This is a genomic window from Bradyrhizobium sp. i1.15.2, from assembly GCF_040548425.1.
Taxonomy (GTDB): Bacteria; Pseudomonadota; Alphaproteobacteria; order Rhizobiales; family Xanthobacteraceae; genus Bradyrhizobium; species Bradyrhizobium canariense.
In genome coordinates, this window is record NZ_JBEPRQ010000022.1 from 90,580 (window position 1) to 111,474 (window position 20,895).

General features: G+C 64.9%; 18 protein-coding genes. 12 read left to right on the forward strand and 6 right to left on the reverse strand.

Annotated elements, in window-relative coordinates:
* Window positions 1-105 precede the first annotated feature (105 nt).
* Together ABIB80_RS29535 and ABIB80_RS29540 are read right to left on the reverse strand one after the other, a co-directional pair.
* Window positions 106-1,332, reverse strand: a complete 1,227-nt coding sequence (locus ABIB80_RS29535; RefSeq protein WP_007600658.1) for an ABC transporter substrate-binding protein — start codon at window positions 1,330-1,332, stop codon at window positions 106-108.
* Window positions 1,333-1,430: 98 nt separating this feature from the next.
* On the reverse strand, window positions 1,431-2,324 hold the full coding sequence (locus ABIB80_RS29540; RefSeq protein ID WP_007600659.1) for a substrate-binding domain-containing protein: 894 nt from the start codon (window positions 2,322-2,324) through the stop codon (window positions 1,431-1,433).
* Window positions 2,325-2,730: 406 nt separating this feature from the next.
* On the opposite strand from ABIB80_RS29540, the gene ABIB80_RS29545 reads away from it, so the two are divergent.
* From ABIB80_RS29545 to ABIB80_RS29555, 3 genes are read left to right on the forward strand one after another with little or no spacing between them, the layout of a single operon-like run.
* Entirely contained in the window at window positions 2,731-3,564 is an 834-nt protein-coding gene (locus ABIB80_RS29545) for an ABC transporter substrate-binding protein (protein WP_007600660.1), read from the forward strand.
* A gap of 54 nt (window positions 3,565-3,618) precedes the next feature.
* Window positions 3,619-4,725: a molybdopterin-binding protein gene (locus ABIB80_RS29550; protein ID WP_007600661.1), complete on the forward strand. Its 1,107-nt coding sequence runs from the start codon at window positions 3,619-3,621 to the stop codon at window positions 4,723-4,725.
* Between the two features lie 12 nt (window positions 4,726-4,737).
* Window positions 4,738-6,687 carry a molybdopterin biosynthesis protein gene (locus tag ABIB80_RS29555; RefSeq protein WP_007600662.1) on the forward strand — a complete coding sequence of 650 codons (1,950 nt, stop codon included), beginning with the start codon at window positions 4,738-4,740 and terminating at the stop codon, window positions 6,685-6,687.
* Window positions 6,688-6,713: 26 nt separating this feature from the next.
* Here ABIB80_RS29555 and ABIB80_RS29560 read toward each other — a convergent pair whose 3' ends face one another.
* Genes ABIB80_RS29560 through fdhD form a run of 3 tightly spaced genes read right to left on the reverse strand, consistent with a single transcriptional unit; the run spans window position 6,714 to window position 8,516 of the window.
* The gene (locus ABIB80_RS29560; RefSeq protein ID WP_245285994.1) at window positions 6,714-6,947 is read right to left on the reverse strand and encodes a hypothetical protein; all 234 of its coding nucleotides are present in this window, start codon (window positions 6,945-6,947) and stop codon (window positions 6,714-6,716) included.
* Window positions 6,948-7,003: 56 nt separating this feature from the next.
* Window positions 7,004-7,645, reverse strand: coding sequence for a molybdenum cofactor guanylyltransferase MobA (gene mobA, locus ABIB80_RS29565; protein ID WP_088941160.1), 642 nt, complete (start codon window positions 7,643-7,645; stop codon window positions 7,004-7,006).
* Entirely contained in the window at window positions 7,626-8,516 is an 891-nt protein-coding gene (gene fdhD / locus ABIB80_RS29570; RefSeq protein WP_007600665.1) for a formate dehydrogenase accessory sulfurtransferase FdhD, read from the reverse strand. The genes mobA and fdhD overlap by 20 nt, the downstream gene beginning before the upstream one ends.
* 208 nt (window positions 8,517-8,724) lie before the next feature.
* Here fdhD and mobB point away from each other — a divergent pair, with 208 nt between their 5' ends.
* From mobB to ybaK, 8 genes are all read left to right on the forward strand, one after another.
* Window positions 8,725-9,252, forward strand: a complete 528-nt coding sequence (gene mobB, locus ABIB80_RS29575) for a molybdopterin-guanine dinucleotide biosynthesis protein B (RefSeq protein ID WP_007600666.1) — start codon at window positions 8,725-8,727, stop codon at window positions 9,250-9,252.
* A 9-nt stretch (window positions 9,253-9,261) separates the two neighbouring features.
* A complete protein-coding gene (locus ABIB80_RS29580; protein ID WP_007600668.1) occupies window positions 9,262-10,518 on the forward strand; it encodes a molybdopterin molybdotransferase MoeA in 1,257 nt (418 codons plus the stop codon).
* Between the two features lie 66 nt (window positions 10,519-10,584).
* A complete protein-coding gene (locus tag ABIB80_RS29585; RefSeq protein WP_007600670.1) occupies window positions 10,585-10,848 on the forward strand; it encodes a sulfurtransferase TusA family protein in 264 nt (87 codons plus the stop codon).
* A gap of 318 nt (window positions 10,849-11,166) precedes the next feature.
* Window positions 11,167-12,822, forward strand: coding sequence for an OFA family MFS transporter (locus ABIB80_RS29590; protein WP_219685301.1), 1,656 nt, complete (start codon window positions 11,167-11,169; stop codon window positions 12,820-12,822).
* Between the two features lie 91 nt (window positions 12,823-12,913).
* Complete coding sequence (locus tag ABIB80_RS29595; RefSeq protein ID WP_007600673.1) at window positions 12,914-13,201, forward strand: hypothetical protein; 288 nt, start codon at window positions 12,914-12,916, stop codon at window positions 13,199-13,201.
* Between the two features lie 245 nt (window positions 13,202-13,446).
* Entirely contained in the window at window positions 13,447-15,156 is a 1,710-nt protein-coding gene (locus tag ABIB80_RS29600) for an NADH-ubiquinone oxidoreductase-F iron-sulfur binding region domain-containing protein (RefSeq protein ID WP_007600674.1), read from the forward strand.
* Entirely contained in the window at window positions 15,153-17,921 is a 2,769-nt protein-coding gene (gene fdhF / locus ABIB80_RS29605; protein WP_007600675.1) for a formate dehydrogenase subunit alpha, read from the forward strand. Before ABIB80_RS29600 ends, fdhF begins: the two co-directional genes overlap by 4 nt.
* 234 nt (window positions 17,922-18,155) lie before the next feature.
* Window positions 18,156-18,629: a Cys-tRNA(Pro) deacylase gene (gene ybaK, locus ABIB80_RS29610; RefSeq protein ID WP_354128871.1), complete on the forward strand. Its 474-nt coding sequence runs from the start codon at window positions 18,156-18,158 to the stop codon at window positions 18,627-18,629.
* A gap of 13 nt (window positions 18,630-18,642) precedes the next feature.
* Here the strand turns inward: ybaK and ABIB80_RS29615 are convergent, their stop codons facing one another.
* Entirely contained in the window at window positions 18,643-19,338 is a 696-nt protein-coding gene (locus ABIB80_RS29615; protein ID WP_007600679.1) for a GntR family transcriptional regulator, read from the reverse strand.
* A 160-nt stretch (window positions 19,339-19,498) separates the two neighbouring features.
* Here ABIB80_RS29615 and tcuA point away from each other — a divergent pair, with 160 nt between their 5' ends.
* The gene (gene tcuA / locus ABIB80_RS29620; protein WP_007600680.1) at window positions 19,499-20,890 is read left to right on the forward strand and encodes an FAD-dependent tricarballylate dehydrogenase TcuA; all 1,392 of its coding nucleotides are present in this window, start codon (window positions 19,499-19,501) and stop codon (window positions 20,888-20,890) included.
* The last annotated feature ends 5 nt before the right edge of the window (window positions 20,891-20,895 follow it).

The following is a 20,895-nucleotide window of genomic DNA, read 5'->3' on the forward strand; positions in this document are numbered from 1 at the left end:
TTCCGGGGCGCGCACGGCGCGAACTCCGGTGCGCACTTGCGCACCTGAGAATCTCGAGATCCCGGGTCTGGTCCTTCGGACCGTCCCGGGATGACCTCTACGCGGTCACTTCTTCACCATCGCACACGCTGGGTCCGGCGGACCGAACGCCTTGTCGCCCGAGATCGTCGTGAGGATCTTGTAATAGTCCCACGGATATTTGCTTTCCTCCGGCGTCTTCACCTGCACCAGCCAGAGGTCGTGCACCATCAGATTGTCCTCGCGCAGTTTGCCGTTGCGGGCGAAGAAATCCTCGATCGGCTTTTCCCGCATCTTGGCTGCGACCTTGAGCGGATCGTCGGTGCCGGTGTCCTTGATGGCGTTGAGATAGTGCATCACGCTCGAATAGACGCCGGCCTGCCACATCGACGGCATCTTGTTCATCTTGGCGAAGTAGCGCTTCGACCATTCGCGGGTCTTGTCGTCCAGGTCCCAATAGAACGACGTCGTCAGCAACAGCCCTTGGGCCGCCTGCAGGCCGAGGCCATGGATGTCGGTGATCAGCGCCAGCAGCGCCGCCATCTGCTGGCCGCCCTTGAACACGCCGAACTCGGAGCCGGTCTTGATCTCGTTCATGTTGTTGGGCGGACCCGCCGCGATGCCGATGATCTTGGCCTTGGAGGCTTGCGCCTGCAGCACGAAGGAAGAGAGGTCGGGCGTTGCCAGCGGCGGCTTCACCGAGCCCAGCACCTTGCCGCCATTGGCGGTCACGACCGCCGAGGCGTCGCGCTCCAGCGAATGGCCGAACGCATAATCGTCGGTGATGAAGAACCAGCTGTCGCCGCCGCGCTTGACCACCGCGTCAGCGGTGCCGACCGCGAGCGCGCGGGTGTCGAACACCCACTGGATCGCGTAAGGCGAACAGAACTTGCCGTGGAAATCGGCGGTGCCGGTCGAGTGGGTGATGAACAGCCGCTTCTTTTCGTTGGCCATGTTCTGCACCGCGAGCCCGACCGCGGAGACCGGCACGTCGACGATCAGATCGACCTGGTCGACGTCGTACCAGCGCCGTGCAATCGCGCCGCCGATGTCGGCCTTGAGCTGGTGGTCGCCGACGACGATGCTGATCGGCTTGCCGAGCACGGTCCCGCCGAAATCGTCGATCGCCATCTGCGCTGCCGTCACCGAGCCCTGGCCGGTCGGCGCCGAGGCCGGACCGTTCATGTCGGTGAGCACGCCGATCTTGACGACGTCGTCGGACACCTGCGCCATTGCGGCGCCCGGCATCAGCGTCGCCAGGAATGTCGCTGCAAAGCCGGCAGCGACCGGCAGTCCAAATCTCGTTGGCTTCATGCTTGTCCTCCCCTGATCCGGCGCGTTGGCCGGTGTGTCCCGGGTATGGCCCGGCTGAATTGGTTTCTTTTGCAACTATTTGGGGGCGGGCGTCAACGTCAGCCGGCGAAGCGGATTTGTCCGGCCGGCGAGGGATCGTAGCCGGTCAGCTCCGCGGCGCGCTGGAGCAACCGCTTTTCGCTGAGGAACCGGATCAGGCCCTGCATCGCGGGCCGGAAATAGCTGCGATGCCGCATCGCGAGGTCGAAGTTTTCCCAGACCAGCGGCACGAAATCGAGGCCGGCCGAGCGCGCGGACGCACGCGTCGCGATTCCGCAATCGGCTTGTCCCGCGCGGACGATCTCGGCGAGATCCGGCCCGGTCAGGGCCGGCGTCTCGATCCGACGCAAATCGCGCGTCGACGCGGCGGCGCGCTTGAGCAGCACATCGAGCAGCATCTGCGCGCCCGTGCCCTGTTGCCGCACCGCCATCCTGGCCCCGAGCGCGAGCACGTCGGAAAGGCCGCGCAGCCGCTTGGGATTGCCCGGCGGCAGCACGAGACCTTGCTCGCGGCGCACGAACGCGACCAGCAATGCATCATGCAGGTCCGGAGCGTCTCGCAGGACGGTTGCATTGGCATCGGCGGCAAGATTGCCGTCGGCATCGAGGCTGTGGAAGTGCATCGCCACGGCCATCACCTCGTCACGCTGCAACCGCTCGAGCCCGCGCGCGCTGCCCTCGCTCATCGAGCCCAGGCCCGAGCCGGATTCGCGCAGCCCCCAATCCAGAAGCTCGTCCTGGCTGCCGCCGACGACCGGCGGCGGCTCCGCGATCAGCATGCCGGCCGGGCGCGCCAGTCCGGACAGCACCCAGAGGTCGAGTTCGTGCCGCGGGAAGAGCCACTTTCCGGTCACCTTGGTGCAGGGGATCGCACCGGTGGTGACGAGTTCGTATAGCTTGCGTTCGCCGAGCCGAAGATAATCGGCGGCTTCGCTGGTCGTCAGGAATTCCATCCTGCATTCCTATGCAAATTCTTGCTTCTTTTTGACGGTCGACGCAGGTGGAATTCTGCATTTCAAGTTTTGTCCGCCACGACCATGCCTGATCATCTCGCTGCTTTGCAACACATCCTCACGCGCGATCTCTGCTTTGGTGAACGATCCTGAATCGCTCGCGTGGTGCCCATCTTGCGGGCTGTCGCGCGCGCAACTGCAATGGGCATATGCCGCTCCGCGTGTTGCCGAGATTTCCCGAGTCGTCGGCGCGCGGACGCGGAGGGTAAAGTCTGTGGCCGGTAGTGGCTTGACCTGCGCTCTATCTGTTGTTGTCTGCATCCGGCGCGGCAACGAGCAAACGCGTCACGAGTGCGGCGCAATCGATCATCATCATGATCGCGTCATAGCCAGTGGGAACCCGATCATGGCCGTCCGCCGCCTCTCCGTTGCACTCGTGCTTCTCTGCGGCCTTGCCGCAGGCGTTGCGGCGTCATCCGCGGAGGACCGCGCGATCGTGCTTGCCACGACCACAGCGACGCAGGAGTCCGGCCTGCTCGATTACCTGCTGCCGATCTTCCGTGAGAAGACCGGCATCGACGTGACCGTGATCGCGCGGCGCGCCGACGAGGTGCTCGAGGGGGCACGAAGGGGCGAAGTCGACGTCGTGCTGATGCATGCACGGCCGCAGGAGGAGAAATTCGTTGCCGACGGTTTTGCGGTGAAGCGCTTTGACGTGATGTACAACGACTATGTGCTGATCGGGCCGAAGAGCGATCCCGCCGGCGTGAAGGGCAAGGACATCGCGACCGCGCTGAAGGCGATCGAGGCCAAGGGCGCGCCGTTCGTGACGCGCGGCGACCGTTCGGGCACCCATGCCGCCGAGCTCGCGCTCTGGATCGTCGCCGGCATCGACATCGCGAGCACCAAAGGCGGCTGGTATCGCGAGGCCAAGCAGGGCATGGCCTCCGCCCTCGATGCAGCGCGCACAGCGAACGCCTATGTGCTGTCCGACCGCGGCAGCTGGATCGCTTTTCGGGAGCGCGGCGATCTCGACGTCGTCGTCGAAGGCGACAAGCGTCTGCTCAATCAGTACGGCGTGATGCTGGTGAACCCCGCGAAGTTTCCGAACGTGAAGAAGGAGCTGGGGCAAGACTTCGTCGACTGGCTGATCTCGCCTGACGGGCAGGCGGCGATCGCCGGATACAAGGTGGACGGACAACAACTGTTCTTCCCCAATGCGGACAAGTCGGGCGGCTGACGTTCGTATCGCCAGCGGTTGCCAAACCGGGCGATGCATGGTCCATCATGGCGCATGACCCAGCGCCTGCCGCCCTTGCTGACGCCGCTCGACGCCGCGCTCGCCGCGTTGCTGAAGGGGCTCGATCCGCTCGCGCCGGTGGAGTTGCAGCTGACTGAAGCGGCCGGCTGCATCGCGGCGGGCAATCCGCTGCTCGCGGCCCGACCGTCCCGTGACGTCGCTGCCGCCGACGGCTGGGCGTTTTGGGCCAACGATCTGGTCGGCGCGTCCTCCTATTCACCGCTGCCTCTCGCAACAGCGCCCGCCTGGGTCGATGCCGGCGACGCGATGCCGGCGGGATGCGACTGTGTGCTCGATGCCGACGCAGTCGAGATGTCTGGTCCGCTCGTCCAGGTGTTGGCGGAGAGCGCACCGGGGCAGGGCGTCAGGCGCGCCGGAAGTGACATCGACGGACGCACGCCTGCCGCGGCAGAGGGGTATCCGGTCGGTCCTGGCGCTCTGCTGCTTGCGCGCGCCGCCGGACTGGACCGACTGAGCGTGCGGCGTCCGCGACTGCGCATTGTCAATGTACCAGGTGCAACGCTGACCATGCATCTGATTGCGGACATCGCACGCACCGCAGGGCTGGATGTGCAAACGCACGAGGCCGGCGCGCGCGACGCGGGATCGATCGCGGAGGCGATCGGGGCGCCCACCTGCGATCTCCTGCTGACGATCGGCGGCAGCGGTGTCGGTCGCAACGATGCAGCGGTCACGGCGCTGGCCCAGCGTGGTGACGTGATCGCCCATGGTCTTGCGCTCCAGCCCGGACGCACCGCCGCGATCGGGCGGCTCGGAACCATTCCTGTCGTCGCCTTGCCCGGATCGCCGGAACATGCGCTTGCGGTCTGGCTTGCGCTCGTGCTGCCGCTCCTCGACCGTCTGTCAGCGCGGCTGCCGCGCCGACCGATAGCCTTGTCGCTCGCGCGAAAAATTGCATCCAGCGTCGGCATCGCCGAAATGGTCCTGCTGGCCGAGGAACATCATGCGTGGGTGCCACTTGCGGTAGGAGAATGGCCGCTCCAGGCAATTGCCCGCGCGGATGCATGGCTGCTTGTTCCCGCCAGTCACGAGGGATTTGCAGCGGGCGCGCCGGTCGATGCCTATCTGATGCGGGAATGATATGGGTTTAGCATGACCATGATCCCGCAATCGCAAGTCCGCAGCGCGCTCGAACAGGAACAGTTCCTCAAAATCCTTTCCCGCGAGGAGGCGCTGGCACGCTTCGAGGCCGCGCTGTTCCCGCGCGCTCTTTCGAGCGAAACGCGCAAGCTCGGTGCTGCGCTTGGCGCGTCGCTCGCTGAAGACATCACTGCGCCGATCGACGTGCCGCCGTTCGACCGTTCCAATGTCGATGGTTTTGCGGTGCGCTCTGCGGATCTTGCGACAGCCGGCGAAGGCGCGCCGGTTCGCCTCGGGCTGAATGGCGAGACCATTCACTGCGGCACCGTACCGGCGGTGCAAGTGGCGGCGGGAACGGCAACGCCGATTGCCACCGGCGGTCCGCTGCCGCGCGGTGCCGATGCCGTGATCATGGTCGAGCATACCCAGCCGGCGGGGTCCGGTGCGATCGACGTCCGTCGCGCGGCCTCGCCCGGGCAATTCATATCCTACGCAGGATCCGATATCGCGCGTGGCGAGGCGCTGCTGCGCGCCGGCACCATCATCGGCTCACGCGAGGTCGGCATGCTGGCGGCTTGTGGTATTGCCGAGGTGAGCGTCGTGCGCAAACCTCGTGTTGCCGTGATCTCCACCGGTGACGAATTGGTTCAGCCGGGCGAGGTGCTCGCGCCCGCTGCGATCTACGATACCAACGGCGCGATCGTCACTGCTGCGATCGACGAGAACGGCGGAGAGGCGGTTTTCCTCGGCGCCATTCCGGACGACGAAGCTCAGCTCGAAGCCGCCATGAGGGGTGCGCTGGCGGACGCCGACATGCTGGTGCTCTCCGGCGGCACGTCGAAAGGCGCGGGCGACCTGTCCCATCGCATCATCGGCCGGCTCGGCCAGCCCGGCATCATCGCGCATGGCATTGCGCTCAAGCCCGGCAAGCCGCTGTGCCTTGCGGTGTGTGACGGCAAGCCGGTGGTGATCCTGCCGGGTTTTCCGACTTCGGCGATGTTCACCTTTCACGACATGATCGTACCGGTGCTGCGCAAAATGGCCGGACTGCCGCCGCGTTCCGATGCCAAGGTGAACGCGACCGTGCCGGTGCGCATTGCTTCCGAGCTCGGCCGCACCGAATTCGTCATGGTCTCGCTGGTCGAAGGCAAGGACGGCTTGATCGCCTATCCCTCCGGCAAGGGGTCCGGTGCGATCACGTCGTTCGCGCAGGCCGACGGCTTTCTGCGCATCGACGCACTCGCCGACAAGATGCCGGCCGGGACCGAGGCCGAGGTGACGCTGTTTACGCCGCATGTGCGGGTGCCCGATCTCGTTATCGTCGGCAGCCATTGCACCGGCCTCGATCTCGTCACGGCGCAACTCGCGCATGCCGGCCTGACCGTGCGCTCGATCGCCGTCGGCAGCCTCGGCGGACTTGCGGCGGCGCGGCGCGGTGAATGCGATCTGGCGCCGATCCATCTGCTCGACGAAAAGAGCGAGACTTACAATACGCCTTACCTCGCCGAAGGACTCGAGCTCGTGCCGGGCTGGCGGCGGATGCAGGGCATCGTGTTCCGCAAGGGCGACAAGCGTTTTGAAGGCCACAGCGCGAAGGATGCCGTGGCCGCGGCGCTCGCTGATCCCTCCTGCATCATGGTCAACCGCAACCAAGGCGCCGGCACGCGCATCCTGATCGACCGGTTGCTCGGTGGTGCGCGCCCGGAGGGCTATTGGAACCAGCCACGCTCGCACAATGCGGTGGCCGCGGCGGTCGCACAGCACCGCGCCGATTGGGGCATGACCATTGCGCCGGTCGCCAACGCGGTTGGCCTCGGTTTCATTCCGCTCGCGGAGGAACATTATGACTTCGCGCTGGTGACGGCGCGCAAGCAGCGTCCGGCAGTGCGGGCCTTTCTCGATGCGCTCGGCTCGGACGAAGCGCGCGCCGCGCTGGAGCGCGCCGGCTTCCGACCGGCGTAGTCTGGCGTCGTTCGGTCAGCGCTCCGCTACGAGGTTTGGATTGTCTCCCCGCCGGTCTGTTCGCGCACGCGCTGCCGCTCCTCGGCTTCGGCAAGTGCGCGCTGCGCGGCGGGTGGCAGCGGGCCCTCAACGATTTCAGGCTTGCTCCGCCACTTCGTGTCGTCGACTGCGACCGAGCAATCGAGTGCGAAATCGATCACTTCGAAGATAACGTTCAAGAGGGGGTCCGTCATGGCTGATCCGGGCAATGTCCCGATCATTGGTCGCTCGCGTTCTCGTCTCGGTTCACGGCCCGCGAACCCAAGCTCACGCGGCCTTAAGCGGCGTCATCCAGTGCGGTCAGCCGTTCCGCTTCCGCGATATCTTCAACGGTGTTGGCATTGAAGAACGGATCGAGCGGCTCCGTCGGCCACGTCACGGTCGCGAGCGGGTAGCGCGCGGTCCAGCGGTCGATCTTGCGGAGGTCTTCGACCACCAGCGCATGACGCAGTTCGTCGCGCAAGCCAACGCGCCACAGGCCGATCACCGGATGCGATTGATCGCCTGATGCCGCAACGGCGAGCTCGGCATTCGCCGCGATGCGTTTTTCATGCAAGCGCGCGACCAGATCGCGCGGCAGGAACGGGCAATCGCAGGCGGCACTGAGCACCCACTTCACCTCGGGCCGGTTCGCCGCGGTCCAGTCGAGCGCGGCAAGGATGCCGGCGAGCGGGCCGGGAAAGCCGGGCACGTCGTCGGCGATGACCTGCAAACCGAACGCGGCGAAGCGGACGGGATCGCCGTTGGCATTGAGGATCAGCCCGCTGCATTGGGGCGATAGGCGCGCGATCACGCGTTCCAGAATGGTGCGGCCGCCAATGGTACGCATCGGCTTGTCGCCGCCGCCCATACGCCGCGCGAGGCCGCCGGCGAGCAGCACGCCTTGCGTGGTCGGAAAGCTAGTCGTCACCACCTTCACCCTTGCGCTTGTGCTTGGCCGATTCTTCCTCGACGTAAGCGAGGTTCTGGTCGTAGACGATGCGCTCTGCCCCCGACAACGCGATGAACCGTTTGCCGCGGGCGCGGCCGACCAGCGTCAAGCCCACCTGCCGGGCGAGATCGACACCCCAGGCGGTGAAGCCGGAGCGCGACACCAGGATCGGAATGCCCATGCGGACCGTCTTGATCACCATCTCCGAGGTGAGCCGTCCCGTGGTGTAGAGGATCTTGTCGGATGCATCGACGCCGTGGCGGTACATCCAGCCCGCGATCTTGTCGACGGCGTTGTGACGGCCGACATCCTCGGTGTAGCAGAGCGGCTCGCCCTCCCTGCACAGCACGCAGCCGTGGATCGCACCAGCCTCCAGATAGAGCGAGGGCATGGTGTTGATGGTCTGAGTCATCTGGTAGAGCCAGGAGGTGCGCAGCTCGGCCTTCGGCAGCGCCACGCTCTCGACCGCCTCCAGCAGATCGCCGAAGGCGGTGCCCTGCGCGCAGCCCGAGGTCTGTGTGCGCTTCTTCAACTTGGCTTCGAAATTGGTGTGGTGCTCGGTGCGCACCACCACCACTTGGAGGTCGTCGTCGTATTCGACCTCGGTGACCGCGTCATTATACTTCAGCATATTCTGGTTGAGCAAATAGCCCAGGGCCAGATATTCCGGATAGTCGCCGATCGTCATCATGGTGACGATCTCCTGCGAATTCAGGTAGAGCGTCAGCGGGCGCTCCACCGGCACCTTGATTTCGATCCTGGCGCCGGACTGGTCGGTCCCGGTCACGCTCTCGGTGAGGCGCGGGTCCTCGGTGTCAGGGACGATCAGGGGCACGGGGGCTTTGTCGATCTTCATCATGGCCGCGACGTTAGCATGACATTCGGGTCAAGCCGATATAAGCATGCTAGCGAGAGAACGAAATGCCGCCTATTCGTCATTGCGAGCGAAGCGAAGCAATCCAGGCTGCCGCCGTGGATGCATTCCTGGATTGATTCGCTGCGCTCGCAATGACGGAGAAGAGAGTGGTTCCATCAAGGACCGGGTCGCTCGCGGAGACGGAGCTGGAATGAAAGTCATCGGCCTTGCAGGCTGGAGCGGTGCGGGCAAGACCACGCTGTTGACGCGGCTGATCCCGCATTTCAATGCGCTTGGCTTGCGCGTCTCGGTCATCAAGCATGCGCATCACCAGTTCGACGTCGACGTGCCCGGCAAGGATTCCTGGCGCCATCGCGAGGCCGGCGCGGCCGAGGTGCTGGTTGCTTCGTCAAATCGCTGGGCGCTGATGCACGAATTGCGCGGGGCGGCGGAGCCGCGTCTGCCGGAACTGTTGAGCAAATTGTCGGCCGTCGATCTCGTCGTGGTCGAGGGTTTCAAGCGCGAGCCGCATCGCAAGATCGAGGTGCATCGCGCCGCCAACGACAAGCCGCTGCTGTTTCCCGATGATCCCGGAATTTTCGGGATCGCGGCCGACGTTGCCATTGAAACCCGACTGCCGACCGTCCATCTCGACGATATCGCCGCCGCCGCGGAATTGCTGCTGCGCGCCGCGATGCCAGTCGAGGAAGCGGTCGCGAAAAGCGCTGCGATGCGCTGACGAGGCACCATGGCGCAATTGTCGGACGATTGTTTTGCCTTCGGCGGACCGATGATGTCGGTCGACGAGGCCGTTGGCCTGATCACGACGCGCGTCAACGCGATTGTCGATCTCGAAACCGTGGCGCTCATCGATGCAGATGGGCGCGTGCTGGCCCGCGATATCGCGGCGCCGCTGCCGTTGCCGCCCTTCACCAATTCCGCTGTTGACGGCTACGCCGTGCGCAACGCAGATCTTCCTGATAGCGTTGAGCGGGCATTCCCGCTCGACGGCCGCATCCAGGCCGGCGGTCTGGCACTGGCGCTGATCAAGGCCGGCCACACCGCGCGCATCTTCACCGGCGCGCCGATGCCGCCGGATGCCGAAACCGTCTTCATGCAGGAAGATGTCCGCATCGACGAGGCCGGTCGAATTGTGCTGCCGCCGGGGCTGAAGCCGGGCGCGAATGTCCGCCCTGCGGGAGAGGACATTCCCCAGGGCCACATCGCGCTGCGCGCAGGCCAGCGCTTGCTGCCGCAACATGTCGCGCTCGCGGCGGCGTTCGGCCTGGTCCGGCTCGACGTCGTCAGGCGCATCCGCGTCGCAGTGTTCTCGACTGGTGATGAACTGGCCTCGCCCGGCGAGCCGCGCGCGGCCTCGCAGCTGTTCGACTCCAATCGCTTCATGCTGATGGCGATGCTGCGCCGGCTCGGCTGCGAAGTCAGCGATCTCGGCATCTTGCGCGACGAGCGGACGTTGCTCGCGAATGGCTTGAAGCAAGTCGCAGGCAGTCACGATCTGATCCTCACCACCGGCGGCGTCTCGACCGGAGAGGAGGATCACGTCAAGGCGGCGGTCGAGAGCATCGGCTCGCTGGTGTTGTGGCGGATGGCGATCAAGCCGGGACGGCCCGTGGCGATGGGCATCATCGAGGGCACACCGCTGATCGGATTGCCGGGCAATCCCGTCGCGAGTTTCGTCACCTTCGTGCATGTGGTGCGGCCGACGGTGCTCGCGCTTGCGGGCAGCCTGCCGGAGCCGCCGTTGCCGATCCCGGTGCGCGCGGCATTCACCTACAAGAAGAAGGCGGGGCGTCGCGAATATGTTCGCGCTTCCTTGCGGCGCACGCCGGACGGTGCACTCGAGGCCATCAAGTTTCCACGCGAGGGCGCTGGGCTGTTGTCCTCACTGGTCGACACCGACGGCCTCATCGAGCTCGATGAGGAGGTCACGCGTGTCGAGCCGGGGCAGAGCGTGGGTTTCTTGTCCTATGCCGATCTGCTCTGAGTCTTGGCGTTGCGTTGGCGCTGTCCTGGCGTTGACGCCATCGGCCCCTCCCGCCATGTTGCGCCGATGACCAGAACGACGCTCGATCTCACCGGACTGAAATGCCCGCTGCCCGCCCTGAAGACGCGCAAAGCGCTGAAGCCCTTGCAGCCGGGCGATCAGCTCGAAGTGCACTGCACGGATCCCCTGTCGGTGATTGACATTCCAAACCTGATCCGGGAGACCGGCGACACGGTGGAGATCACCGAGCGCAACGACGCGCGCATCGTGTTCTTGATTGAGAAGGCCGATCGGTCGATAGAAAACATCAATGGTGCGCCGCCCACTTAGCCGGCGGTCACTCGGTTGATACCTACCTTTTGTCTATCGACATCGATCATCACTTCTGCCCCAATTGACTTCCTCCGCCGAGACGCGGAGGTCGAGTCTTGCCTGCGATATGCGGAGCAAATGGGCCATCGAAAGAAGCCCGACCGTGGCGTCGGGCATAGCCCCCAAGGTTAGGGGTTTAACGTCTCGGATGCGCGTGACGATCCTGGCGCGCGTCGATCATTGTGCGGAGCAGCAGGGACAAAGGCTGCGCTGCAGGCTGAGGAACAGGACCGTCGTGGCAGGCCGTTCAGAAGCGCGGCTTTAGGGGAGGAATGCATGTCTACCATCGAGAGCGCGGGAACACTTTCGGGTGCCGGCGCAGGTTTTCTGGATCGCGAGCGGACCATCGCGACCGCCGGGTTCAATCGCTGGCTGGTGCCGCCGGCTGCGCTGTGCATCCATCTCTGCATCGGCATGGCCTACGGCTTCTCGGTGTTCTGGCTGCCGCTGTCGCGCGCGATCGGCGTGACCGCGCCGAAGGCGTGCGCAGACATGTCGCTGTTTCAGGAGCTGTTCACGACCAGCTGCGACTGGAAGGTCGCCAGCATGGGATGGATGTACACGCTCTTTTTCGTGCTGCTCGGTATCGCGGCTGCGGTCTGGGGCGGCTGGCTGGAGCGCGTAGGCCCGCGCAAGGCCGGCTTCGTCTCGGCGCTGTGCTGGTGCGGCGGCCTCTTCCTCGGTGCGATCGGGGTTTACACCCATCAGCTCTGGCTGTTGTGGCTGGGTTCGGGCGTGATCGGCGGCATCGGTCTCGGCCTTGGCTATATCTCGCCGGTGTCCACGCTGGTGAAATGGTTTCCGGACCGCCGCGGCATGGCGACCGGCATGGCCATCATGGGCTTCGGCGGCGGCGCCATGATCGGCGCGCCGCTGGCGAACCTCTTGATGAACTACTTCAAGACCCCGACCTCGGTCGGCGTCTGGGAGACCTTCGTCACGATGGGCGTCATCTACTTCGTGTTCATGATGATCGGCGCGTTCCGCTATCGCTTGCCGCCGCCCGGCTGGCAGCCCGAGGGCTGGACCGCGCCGTCGAAGGCCAACGCGATGATCTCAAAGGCCAACGTCCATCTCAACGACGCGCACAAGACGCCGCAGTTCTGGCTGATCTGGTGGGTGCTGTGCCTGAACGTGTCGGCCGGCATCGGCGTGATCGGCATGGCCTCGCCGATGCTCCAGGAGATCTTCGCCGGCAAGCTGATCGGCCTGCCTAACGTCGGCTTCAACGCGCTTGATGCGGGACAGAAGGCGCAGATCGCCGCGATCGCCGCGGGCTTCGCCGGATTGCTGTCGCTGTTCAACATCGGCGGCCGCTTCTTCTGGGCATCGCTGTCGGACAAGATCGGGCGCAAGAACACCTACTATACGTTCTTCATCCTCGGCATCGCGCTTTACGCGCTGGCGCCGACTTTTGCGGCGATGGGTTCGAAGCTCCTGTTCGTGCTTGGCTTCGGCATCATCCTGTCGATGTATGGCGGCGGCTTCGCCACCGTGCCGGCCTATCTCGCCGACATGTTCGGAACCCAGTTCGTCGGCGCCATCCATGGCCGGCTGCTGACGGCGTGGTCCACCGCGGGCATCATCGGCCCCGTCGTGGTGAACTACATCCGCGAGTTCCAGCTCGCGGCGGGCGTGCCGCGCGACCAGCTCTACAACACGACCATGTACATTCTCTGCGCGATGCTGATCGCCGGTCTGATCTGCAACTACCTGATCAAGCCGGTCGATTCGAAATGGCACATGAAGGAGGCCGATGTCGCCAAGTTGCAGGCGGCAAGCGCCAGCGCCGCAGCCGCGGGGCCGCACGGCTCCTACGGCATCGGTTTTGGCGGGCTTGACGCCAAGGCGGCGCTGTTCTGGGCCTTCGTCGGCGTTCCCCTGCTTTGGGGTGTCTGGAAGACATTGGAGAGCGCGGTCAAGATCTTCTGACCGCCGTCGAGACAGAAGCGGGATGCTCATCAGGCGTCCCGCTTCGTTGGCCTTTCAGACATCATCAGGAATGGGACTTAGGGGGATTGAAATGATTCGCACCCGAATTTGTATTCGAATTGGCCTTGCGGCCGTATTGCTCGTCGCTGGACTTCATACCGCATCCGCGCAGACGACAACGACACCTGCGGCGCCCACTGCAACGACGGAAGCAAAGCCTGGCAAGATGAAGCTCACCATGCAGAAGCTGAAAGACATGAAGGCGAAATGGGCGGCCAACAAACCGAAGCTCAAGGCCTGTCGCGCCGACGTGAAAGCCAAAGGCCTCGCCGGCGATGACCGCTGGTTCTACATCGAAGAGTGCATGAGCAAGACCTGAGATCGGGTTCCGTCCGACGCTTGCGTAAAGGGGCATGGCGGGCGACCGCCTGCCTCCTAAATCACTCTAGACACGCTCTAAATTGTCTTGCATCTGGCATACCAGAGACTAGAGTTGCTTCGAATTTGGCTTGGTGGCGCGACGCGGGAACCGGTCGTTCCGCTGATCGAATCAGGAAACGAAGGCGCATCGCTTGGCGATCCGGCCTAAAGTCATTACGCATTTGAAGAGAACGCGACGTCTCCATGAGCAGCAACGACGACGTTCACAAGGTCAGAGAATTCGAGCATCCGGGCCAGGGACGGAAGCGCGCCAAATCCACCCCCAAGGGACGGCAGGTTGATCCCACCGCCGCGCATGAGATCGCGCAGCTGCTCGGCGACAGGCCGCGGCGTCGCGACCCGTTGATCGAATATCTGCACCTGATCCAGGACAAGTACCGCCAGATCTCGGCCGCGCATCTCGCCGCGCTCGCCGACGAGATGAAGCTCGCGTTCGCCGAGGTGTTCGAGACCGCAACCTTCTACGCGCATTTCGACGTGGTGAAGGAAGGCGAGCCCGATATCGCGCCGCTGACGATCCGCGTCTGCGATTCGCTGACCTGCGCGATGCTCGGCGGAGAGAAGCTGCTCGCCGATTTGCAGGACGCGTCGGGCCCCGGCATTCGCGTCGTGCGTGCGCCCTGCGTTGGCCGCTGCGATACGGCGCCTGCCGCGGAGGTCGGACACAACTTTGTTGACCACGCGACGGTGGCCAATGTCATGGCGGCGGCGAAGGCTGGCGACACCCACGCGCATCTGCCCGACTATATCGGCTATGACGCCTATGTCGCCGGCGGCGGCTACAAGCTGCTCAATCGCCTGCGCTCGGGCGTGCTGCCGACGGACGACCTGCTGAAGGCGCTCGACGACGCCTCGTTGCGCGGTCTCGGCGGCGCCGGCTTCCCGACGGGACGCAAATGGCGCGCGGTGCTTGGTGAACCCGGCCCGCGGCTGATGGCGATCAACGGCGACGAGGGCGAGCCCGGCACGTTCAAGGATCGCGTCTATCTCGAAAGCGATCCGCACCGCTTCCTCGAGGGCATGCTGATCGGCGCCCATGTGGTGCAGGCCTCGGATATCTACATCTACCTGCGCGACGAATATCCGGCATCGCGCGAAATCCTCGAACGCGAGATAGCAAAGCTGCCGCCGGGCGGTCCGACGCTGCATATGCGCCGCGGCGCCGGCGCCTATATCTGCGGCGAGGAATCCTCGCTGCTGGAAAGCATCGAGGGCAAGCGCGGCCTGCCGAGGCACAAGCCGCCTTATCCATTCCAGGTCGGCCTGTTCGGCCTGCCGACCTTGATCAACAATATCGAGACCTTGTGGTGGGTGCGCGATATCGTCGAGAAGGGCGCCGACTGGTGGAAGGGCCACGGCCGCCATGAGCGGCACGGCCTACGCAGCTTCTCGGTCTCGGGCCGCATCAAGAACCCCGGCATGAAGCTCGCGCCTGCTGGCATCACCGTGCGCGAGCTGATCGACGAATATTGCGGTGGCATGGCCGACGGCCATCAATTCTATGCGTACCTCCCGGGTGGTGCGTCCGGCGGCATCCTGCCGGCGGCGATGGACGACATCCCGCTCGATTTCGGCACGCTTGAAAAATACGGCTGCTTCATCGGCTCTGCCGCGATCGTGATCCTGTCGCAAAAGGACAGCGTGCGCGCGGCCGCGTTGAACCTGATGAAGTTCTTCGAGGACGAGAGCTGCGGCCAGTGCACGCCGTGTCGCGTCGGAACCCAGAAGGCCGCACTGCTGATGCAGCAACCGGTCTGGAACCGCGCTCTCCTGGACGAATTGAGCCAGGCGATGCGCGATGCCTCGATCTGCGGGCTTGGACAGGCGGCATCGAATCCGCTTGCCACCGTGATTAAATATTTCCCTGACGAGTTCAAGGAAGCGGCCGAATGACGAAGATTACGTTCGAGCTCGACGGCAAGCAGGTCGAGGCCAATGCAGGCGAGACGATCTGGCAGGTCGCAAAACGCCAGGGTCGCGAGATTCCGCATCTGTGCTATTCGCCCGCGCCGGACTATCGTCCCGACGGCAATTGCCGCGCCTGCATGGTCGAGATCGAGGGCGAGCGCGTGCTCGCGGCGTCCTGCAAGCGCACGCCATCGGTCGGCATGAAGGTGAAGACGGAGAGCGCGCGCGCGGTTTCCGCGCAAAAAATGGTCATGGAGCTGCTGGTTGCCGATCAGCCGGCGCGCGAGACCTCGCACGATCCGGAGTCCAAATTCTGGCATTGGGCCGAAACCACTGGGGTCACCGAGAGCCGCTTCCCCGCCGCCGAGCGTTGGGCGACCGACGCCAGCCATCCGGCGATGCGCGTCAATCTCGATGCCTGCATCCAGTGCGGCCTCTGCGTGCGCGCTTGCCGCGAGGTCCAGGTCAACGACGTCATCGGCATGGCCTATCGCAGCCACGGCTCGAAAATCGTGTTCGATTTCGACGATCCCATGGGCGAGTCCACCTGCGTCGCCTGCGGCGAATGCGTTCAGGCCTGTCCGACCGGGGCCCTGATGCCGGCCGTAATGCTGGACGAGAAGCAGACCCGTGTCGTCTATGCCGACAAGAAGGTGGATTCGCTTTGCCCGTTCTGCGGCGTCGGCTGCCAAGTGACCTATGAGGTCAAGGACGAGAAGGTGATCTATGCCGAGGGCCGCGATGGCCCGGCCAACCGCAACCGTCTTTGCGTCAAGGGCCGCTTCGGCTTCGACTACATCCACCATCCGCATCGACTGACCAAGCCGCTGGTGCGGCTGCCGAATGCGAAGAAGGATTCCAACGACCAGGTTGATCCCGCCAATCCGTTCACGCATTTCCGCGAAGCGAGCTGGGAAGAAGCGCTCGACATCGCGGCCAGGGGCCTCGTCAAGATCCGCGACGAGAAGGGTGTGAAGGCGCTGGCCGGCTTCGGCTCGGCCAAGGGCTCGAACGAGGAGGCCTATCTGTTCCAGAAGCTGGTGCGCACCGGCTTCGGCTCCAACAACGTCGACCATTGCACCCGCCTGTGCCACGCCTCGTCGGTCGCGGCGCTGTTCGAAGGCCTGAGCTCGGGCGCCGTGTCGGCGCCGTTCTCGGCGGCGATGGACGCCGAGGTCATCATCGTAATCGGCGCCAACCCCACCGTGAACCATCCGGTCGCTGCGACTTTCATCAAGAACGCGGTCAAGCAGAACGGCGCGAAACTGTTTGTGATGGATCCGCGCCGTCAGACGCTGTCGCGTCATGCGACCAAGCATCTGCAGTTCAAGCCGGGCTCGGACGTCGCCATGCTGAACGCGATGATCCACACGATCATCACCGAAGGGCTGACCGACGATCAGTACATCGCCGGCTACACCGAGGGGTTCGAGGACCTCAAGGAGAAGATCAAGGAGTTCACGCCGGAGAAGATGGAGCCGATCTGCGGTGTCCCGGCGCAGACCCTGCGTGAGGTCGCGCGAACCTATGCGCGGGCAAAATCGTCGATCATCTTCTGGGGCATGGGCATCAGCCAGCATGTCCACGGCACCGACAATGCGCGCTGCCTGATTGCGCTGGCGCTGATCACCGGCCAGGTCGGCCGGCCCGGCACCGGCCTGCATCCGCTGCGCGGCCAGAACAACGTGCAGGGCGCTTCCGATGCCGGTCTGATCCCGATGTTCCTGCCGGACTATCAGCCGGTCGGCCGCGACGACATGCGCGGTGCCTTCGAGAAGCTGTGGGGCCAGGATCTCGATCCCGTGCGCGGCCTGACCGTGGTCGAGATCATGAACGCGATCCATGCCGGCGAGATCAAGGGCATGTATATCGAGGGCGAGAACCCCGCGATGTCCGATCCCGATCTCCAGCACGCGCGCCAGGCGCTTGCCATGCTCGATCATCTCGTGGTGCAGGACCTCTTCGTCACGGAGACCGCATTCCACGCCGACGTCATCCTGCCGGCCTCGGCGTTTGCCGAAAAGGAAGGCTCCTTCACCAACACCGATCGTCGCGTGCAGCTCGCGCGCCAGGTGATCAAGCCGCCGGGCGATGCGCGGCAGGATCTCTGGATCATCCAGGAGATCGGCAAGCGCATGGGGCTGCCGTGGAATTATGCTGGTCCCGGCGAGGTCTTCACCGAGATGGCGGAGTTGATGCCGTCGCTGAAGAACATCACCTGGGAACGTCTGGTCCGCGAGGGCGCGGTCACCTATCCCGTCGACGGTCCCGACGTGCCCGGCAACGAGATCATCTTCACCACGGGATTTCCGACCGCGAGCGGCCGCGGCAAGATCGTTCCGGCCCACGTCATCCCGCCGGACGAGATTCCCGACGCCGAGTATCCGATGGTGCTCTCGACCGGCCGCGTGCTCGAGCATTGGCACACTGGCTCGATGACCCGCCGCGCGCAGGTGCTCGACCAGATCGAGCCGGAGGCGGTCGCGTTCATGTCGCCGAAGGACATGCACAGGAAGAAGCTCGCGCCGGGCGATTTCATCCGGCTCGAGACCCGCCGCGGCGCGGTCGAGGTCAAGGTCCGCTCCGACCGCGACGTTCCCGAGAACATGGTGTTCATGCCGTTCTGCTACGCGGAGGCGGCGGCCAATCTCCTGACCAACCCGGCGCTCGATCCATTCGGCAAGATCCCGGAGTTCAAGTTCTGCGCGGCGAGAGCCGAGCGCGCCGAGTTGCGGGACGCGGCCGAGTAGGCGCTCGGTGGTGTTGTGGCGGCACGGCGTTGCCAACCCTCAGTGTCGTCCTGGCGAAGGCCAGGACCCATACCGCGGAATCTATCGATTTCGGGTGATAGTAGTATCGAACGACAGGTCTTCGCCAACGCCTCCCTGGGGTAATGGGTCCTGGCTTTCGCCAGGACGACTCGGGGAGAGACTGCGCCGTACTCGTCCCTTCGCTCCTCGCAGCGGCGGTGCTAGACATCGCATATGTCCAAAGCCACCCCAGCCACACGCGCGCTCACAGCCGCAAAGGTTGCCTTCACCGTCCACGCTTATGACTACGATTCCGATGCCGAGAGCATCGGCCTCCAGGCGGCTGCTGCGCTTGGCGAAGACCCCGCGCGTGTATTGAAAACGCTGATGGCGCTGGTCGACGGCAAGCCGGTCTGCGTGATCGTCCCATCCGACCAGGAAGTCTCGATGAAGAAGCTTGCCGCTGCTGTTAGCGGCAAGTCAGCGCAGATGATGAAGCCGCCGGAGGCCGAGCGACTCACCGGCTACAAGGTTGGCGGCATCAGCCCGTTCGGGCAGCGGAAGCCCGTACGCACCGTGATCGAGCAGAGCGCGCTCGCACATGACCAAGTGTACGTCAATGGCGGTCAGCGCGGACTGCAGGTGCGGCTCAGTCCAGGCGATGTGCGGGACGTGTTGAAGGCGATCGTCGCGGAACTGGTCGCCTGAGCGCGGCGTTCTGCTACTGCTTTTGCAACAGCTTCAGCCGACAGCGCAGCGCTTCGCCGATGTGTGCACGCGCAAGCTGCTCCGCTTTGCCGCCGTCGCGAACCGCGATGGCGTCGATGATGGCCTGGTGCTCGCCGTGGCTGGTCGAAGGGCGGCCCGATACGGTGAACGTAGTCGGACCGAGCAGAGCGATCCAGTCCTGCAATTCCCGCGAAGCGTTGTCGAGATAGCGGTTGCGCGCGGCGCGGCAGATCGCTTCGTGGAAGGCGCGGTTGAGCCTTGCCATTTCTCCTGCCATGTCGGTCGCGTCGGCCCCGGACGCTTCGACAAAGGCCTGCTCGATGTCCCTGAGCGCATCGATCTCGGGCGCAGACGCGTGCTCGGCGGCAAGTCGGGCGGCGGCGCCCTCCATGATCTCGCGCATCGCATAGAGTTCGAGTACCTCGGAGATGTCGAGGTTGCGTACGATCAGGCCGCGGCCGCCGGCAGGTTCGACGAACCCACGTGCCGCAAGCCGGCCCAGAGCCTCCCGCACCGGCGTGCGGCTGACCTTCAGCCGCTGGGCGACCTCTTCCTCGCGCAGGCGGTCGCCAGCGCGATAGCTGCCGGCCTGCAGCGCCTCGCAGAGCGAGCGGAACACGGCTTCGCCGAGCGCCACGCCGCCGCCGCGCGCGACCGAGCCGCCTGCCTTTGTCGGGCGCCTTGCCATGCAATCCTCGTGCTCGCCACGCGCATCCTGCCCATGCAGCGATGGCGCTTGCTGGATTTCTGTATATCTTTGTATACAAAAGTGCGCAATGGCGAACCGGATTGACCGGGGCCGCCTGCGGGGCAGAATGTCTCCAACTTCGTCGCATCGGGCAGACGGCATGAGCAGCAAATACGATGTGCTGGTGATCGGCGGCGGCAACGCGGCGCTGTGTGCGGCGATCAGCGCCCGACGTGGTGGGGCGTCGGTGCTGGTGCTCGAAGGCGCGCCAAAATTCTATCGCGGCGGCAACACGCGTCACACCCGCAACATGCGCTGCGCCCATGACGAGGCGACCGAAATCCTGACCGGGCCCTACACCGAGGAGGAGTTTTGGGAGGATCTCCTGCGCGTCACCGGCGGCCAGACCGACGAGATACTCGCCCGGCACATGATCCGCGAGTCCAAGGACATTTTGAACTGGATCGTCGAGCAGGGGGTGCGCTGGCAGCCCTCGCTGGGCGGCACGCTGAGCCTCGGCCGCACCAACTCCTTCTTCCTCGGCGGCGGCCGTGCGATGTTGAACGCCCTGTATCTGACCGCCGAGCGGCTCGGCGTCGAAATCGAATACGACGCCGAGGTCACCGACCTCGTGATCGAGGATGGCATGTTTCTCGCCGCCCGCCTCAAGCGGCCGATCAAGGGCGACACCGAGATCCGCGCGACGTCGCTGGTCGCCGCCGCCGGCGGATTCGAGGCCAACATCGAATGGCTGAAGCAATATTGGGGCGAAGCCGCCGACAATTTCCTGATCCGCGGCACGCCCTATAACCGCGGCTCGATCCTGAAGATGCTGCTCGCCAAGGGCGTGCAGGAGGTCGGCGATCCCACCCAATGCCATGCGGTCGCGATCGACGCGCGCGCGCCGAAATTCGACGGTGGCATCATCACGCGCCACGACTCCGTTGTGTTCGGCATCGTCGTCAACAAGCACGCGCAGCGCTTCTATGATGAAGGTGAGGACATCTGGCCGAAGCGTTACGCGATCTGGGGCCGGCTGGTGGCCGCGCAACCCGACCAGATCGCCTACATCATATTCGATTCCACCGTGGTCACGAGCTTCATGCCGACGCTGTTCCCGCCGATCGCAGGGCAGACGATTGCCGAGCTCGCCGGCAAGCTCGAGCTCGATCCGGCCGCGCTGGAAAAGACCATCACCGAATTCAATGCCGCGGTGCGGCCCGGCACCTTCGACCACACCATTCTGGACGATTGCCGCACCGAAGGCATCACACCGCCGAAGACCCATTGGGCGCGGCGGATCGAGACGCCGCCCTACCTTGCCTATCCGGTGCGGCCCGGCATCACCTTCACCTATCTCGGCACGCGCGTGACCAGGGAGGCGCGGATGCTGATGGCTGACGGCAAGCCGTCGGCCAACATGTTCGCGGCCGGCGAGATCATGGCCGGCAACGTGCTCGGCAAGGGCTATGCCGCCGGCATAGGCATGACCATCGGCAGCGTGTTCGGGCGGATCGCAGGACGGGAAGCGGCACGCCACGCCAAGAACTAGGACGA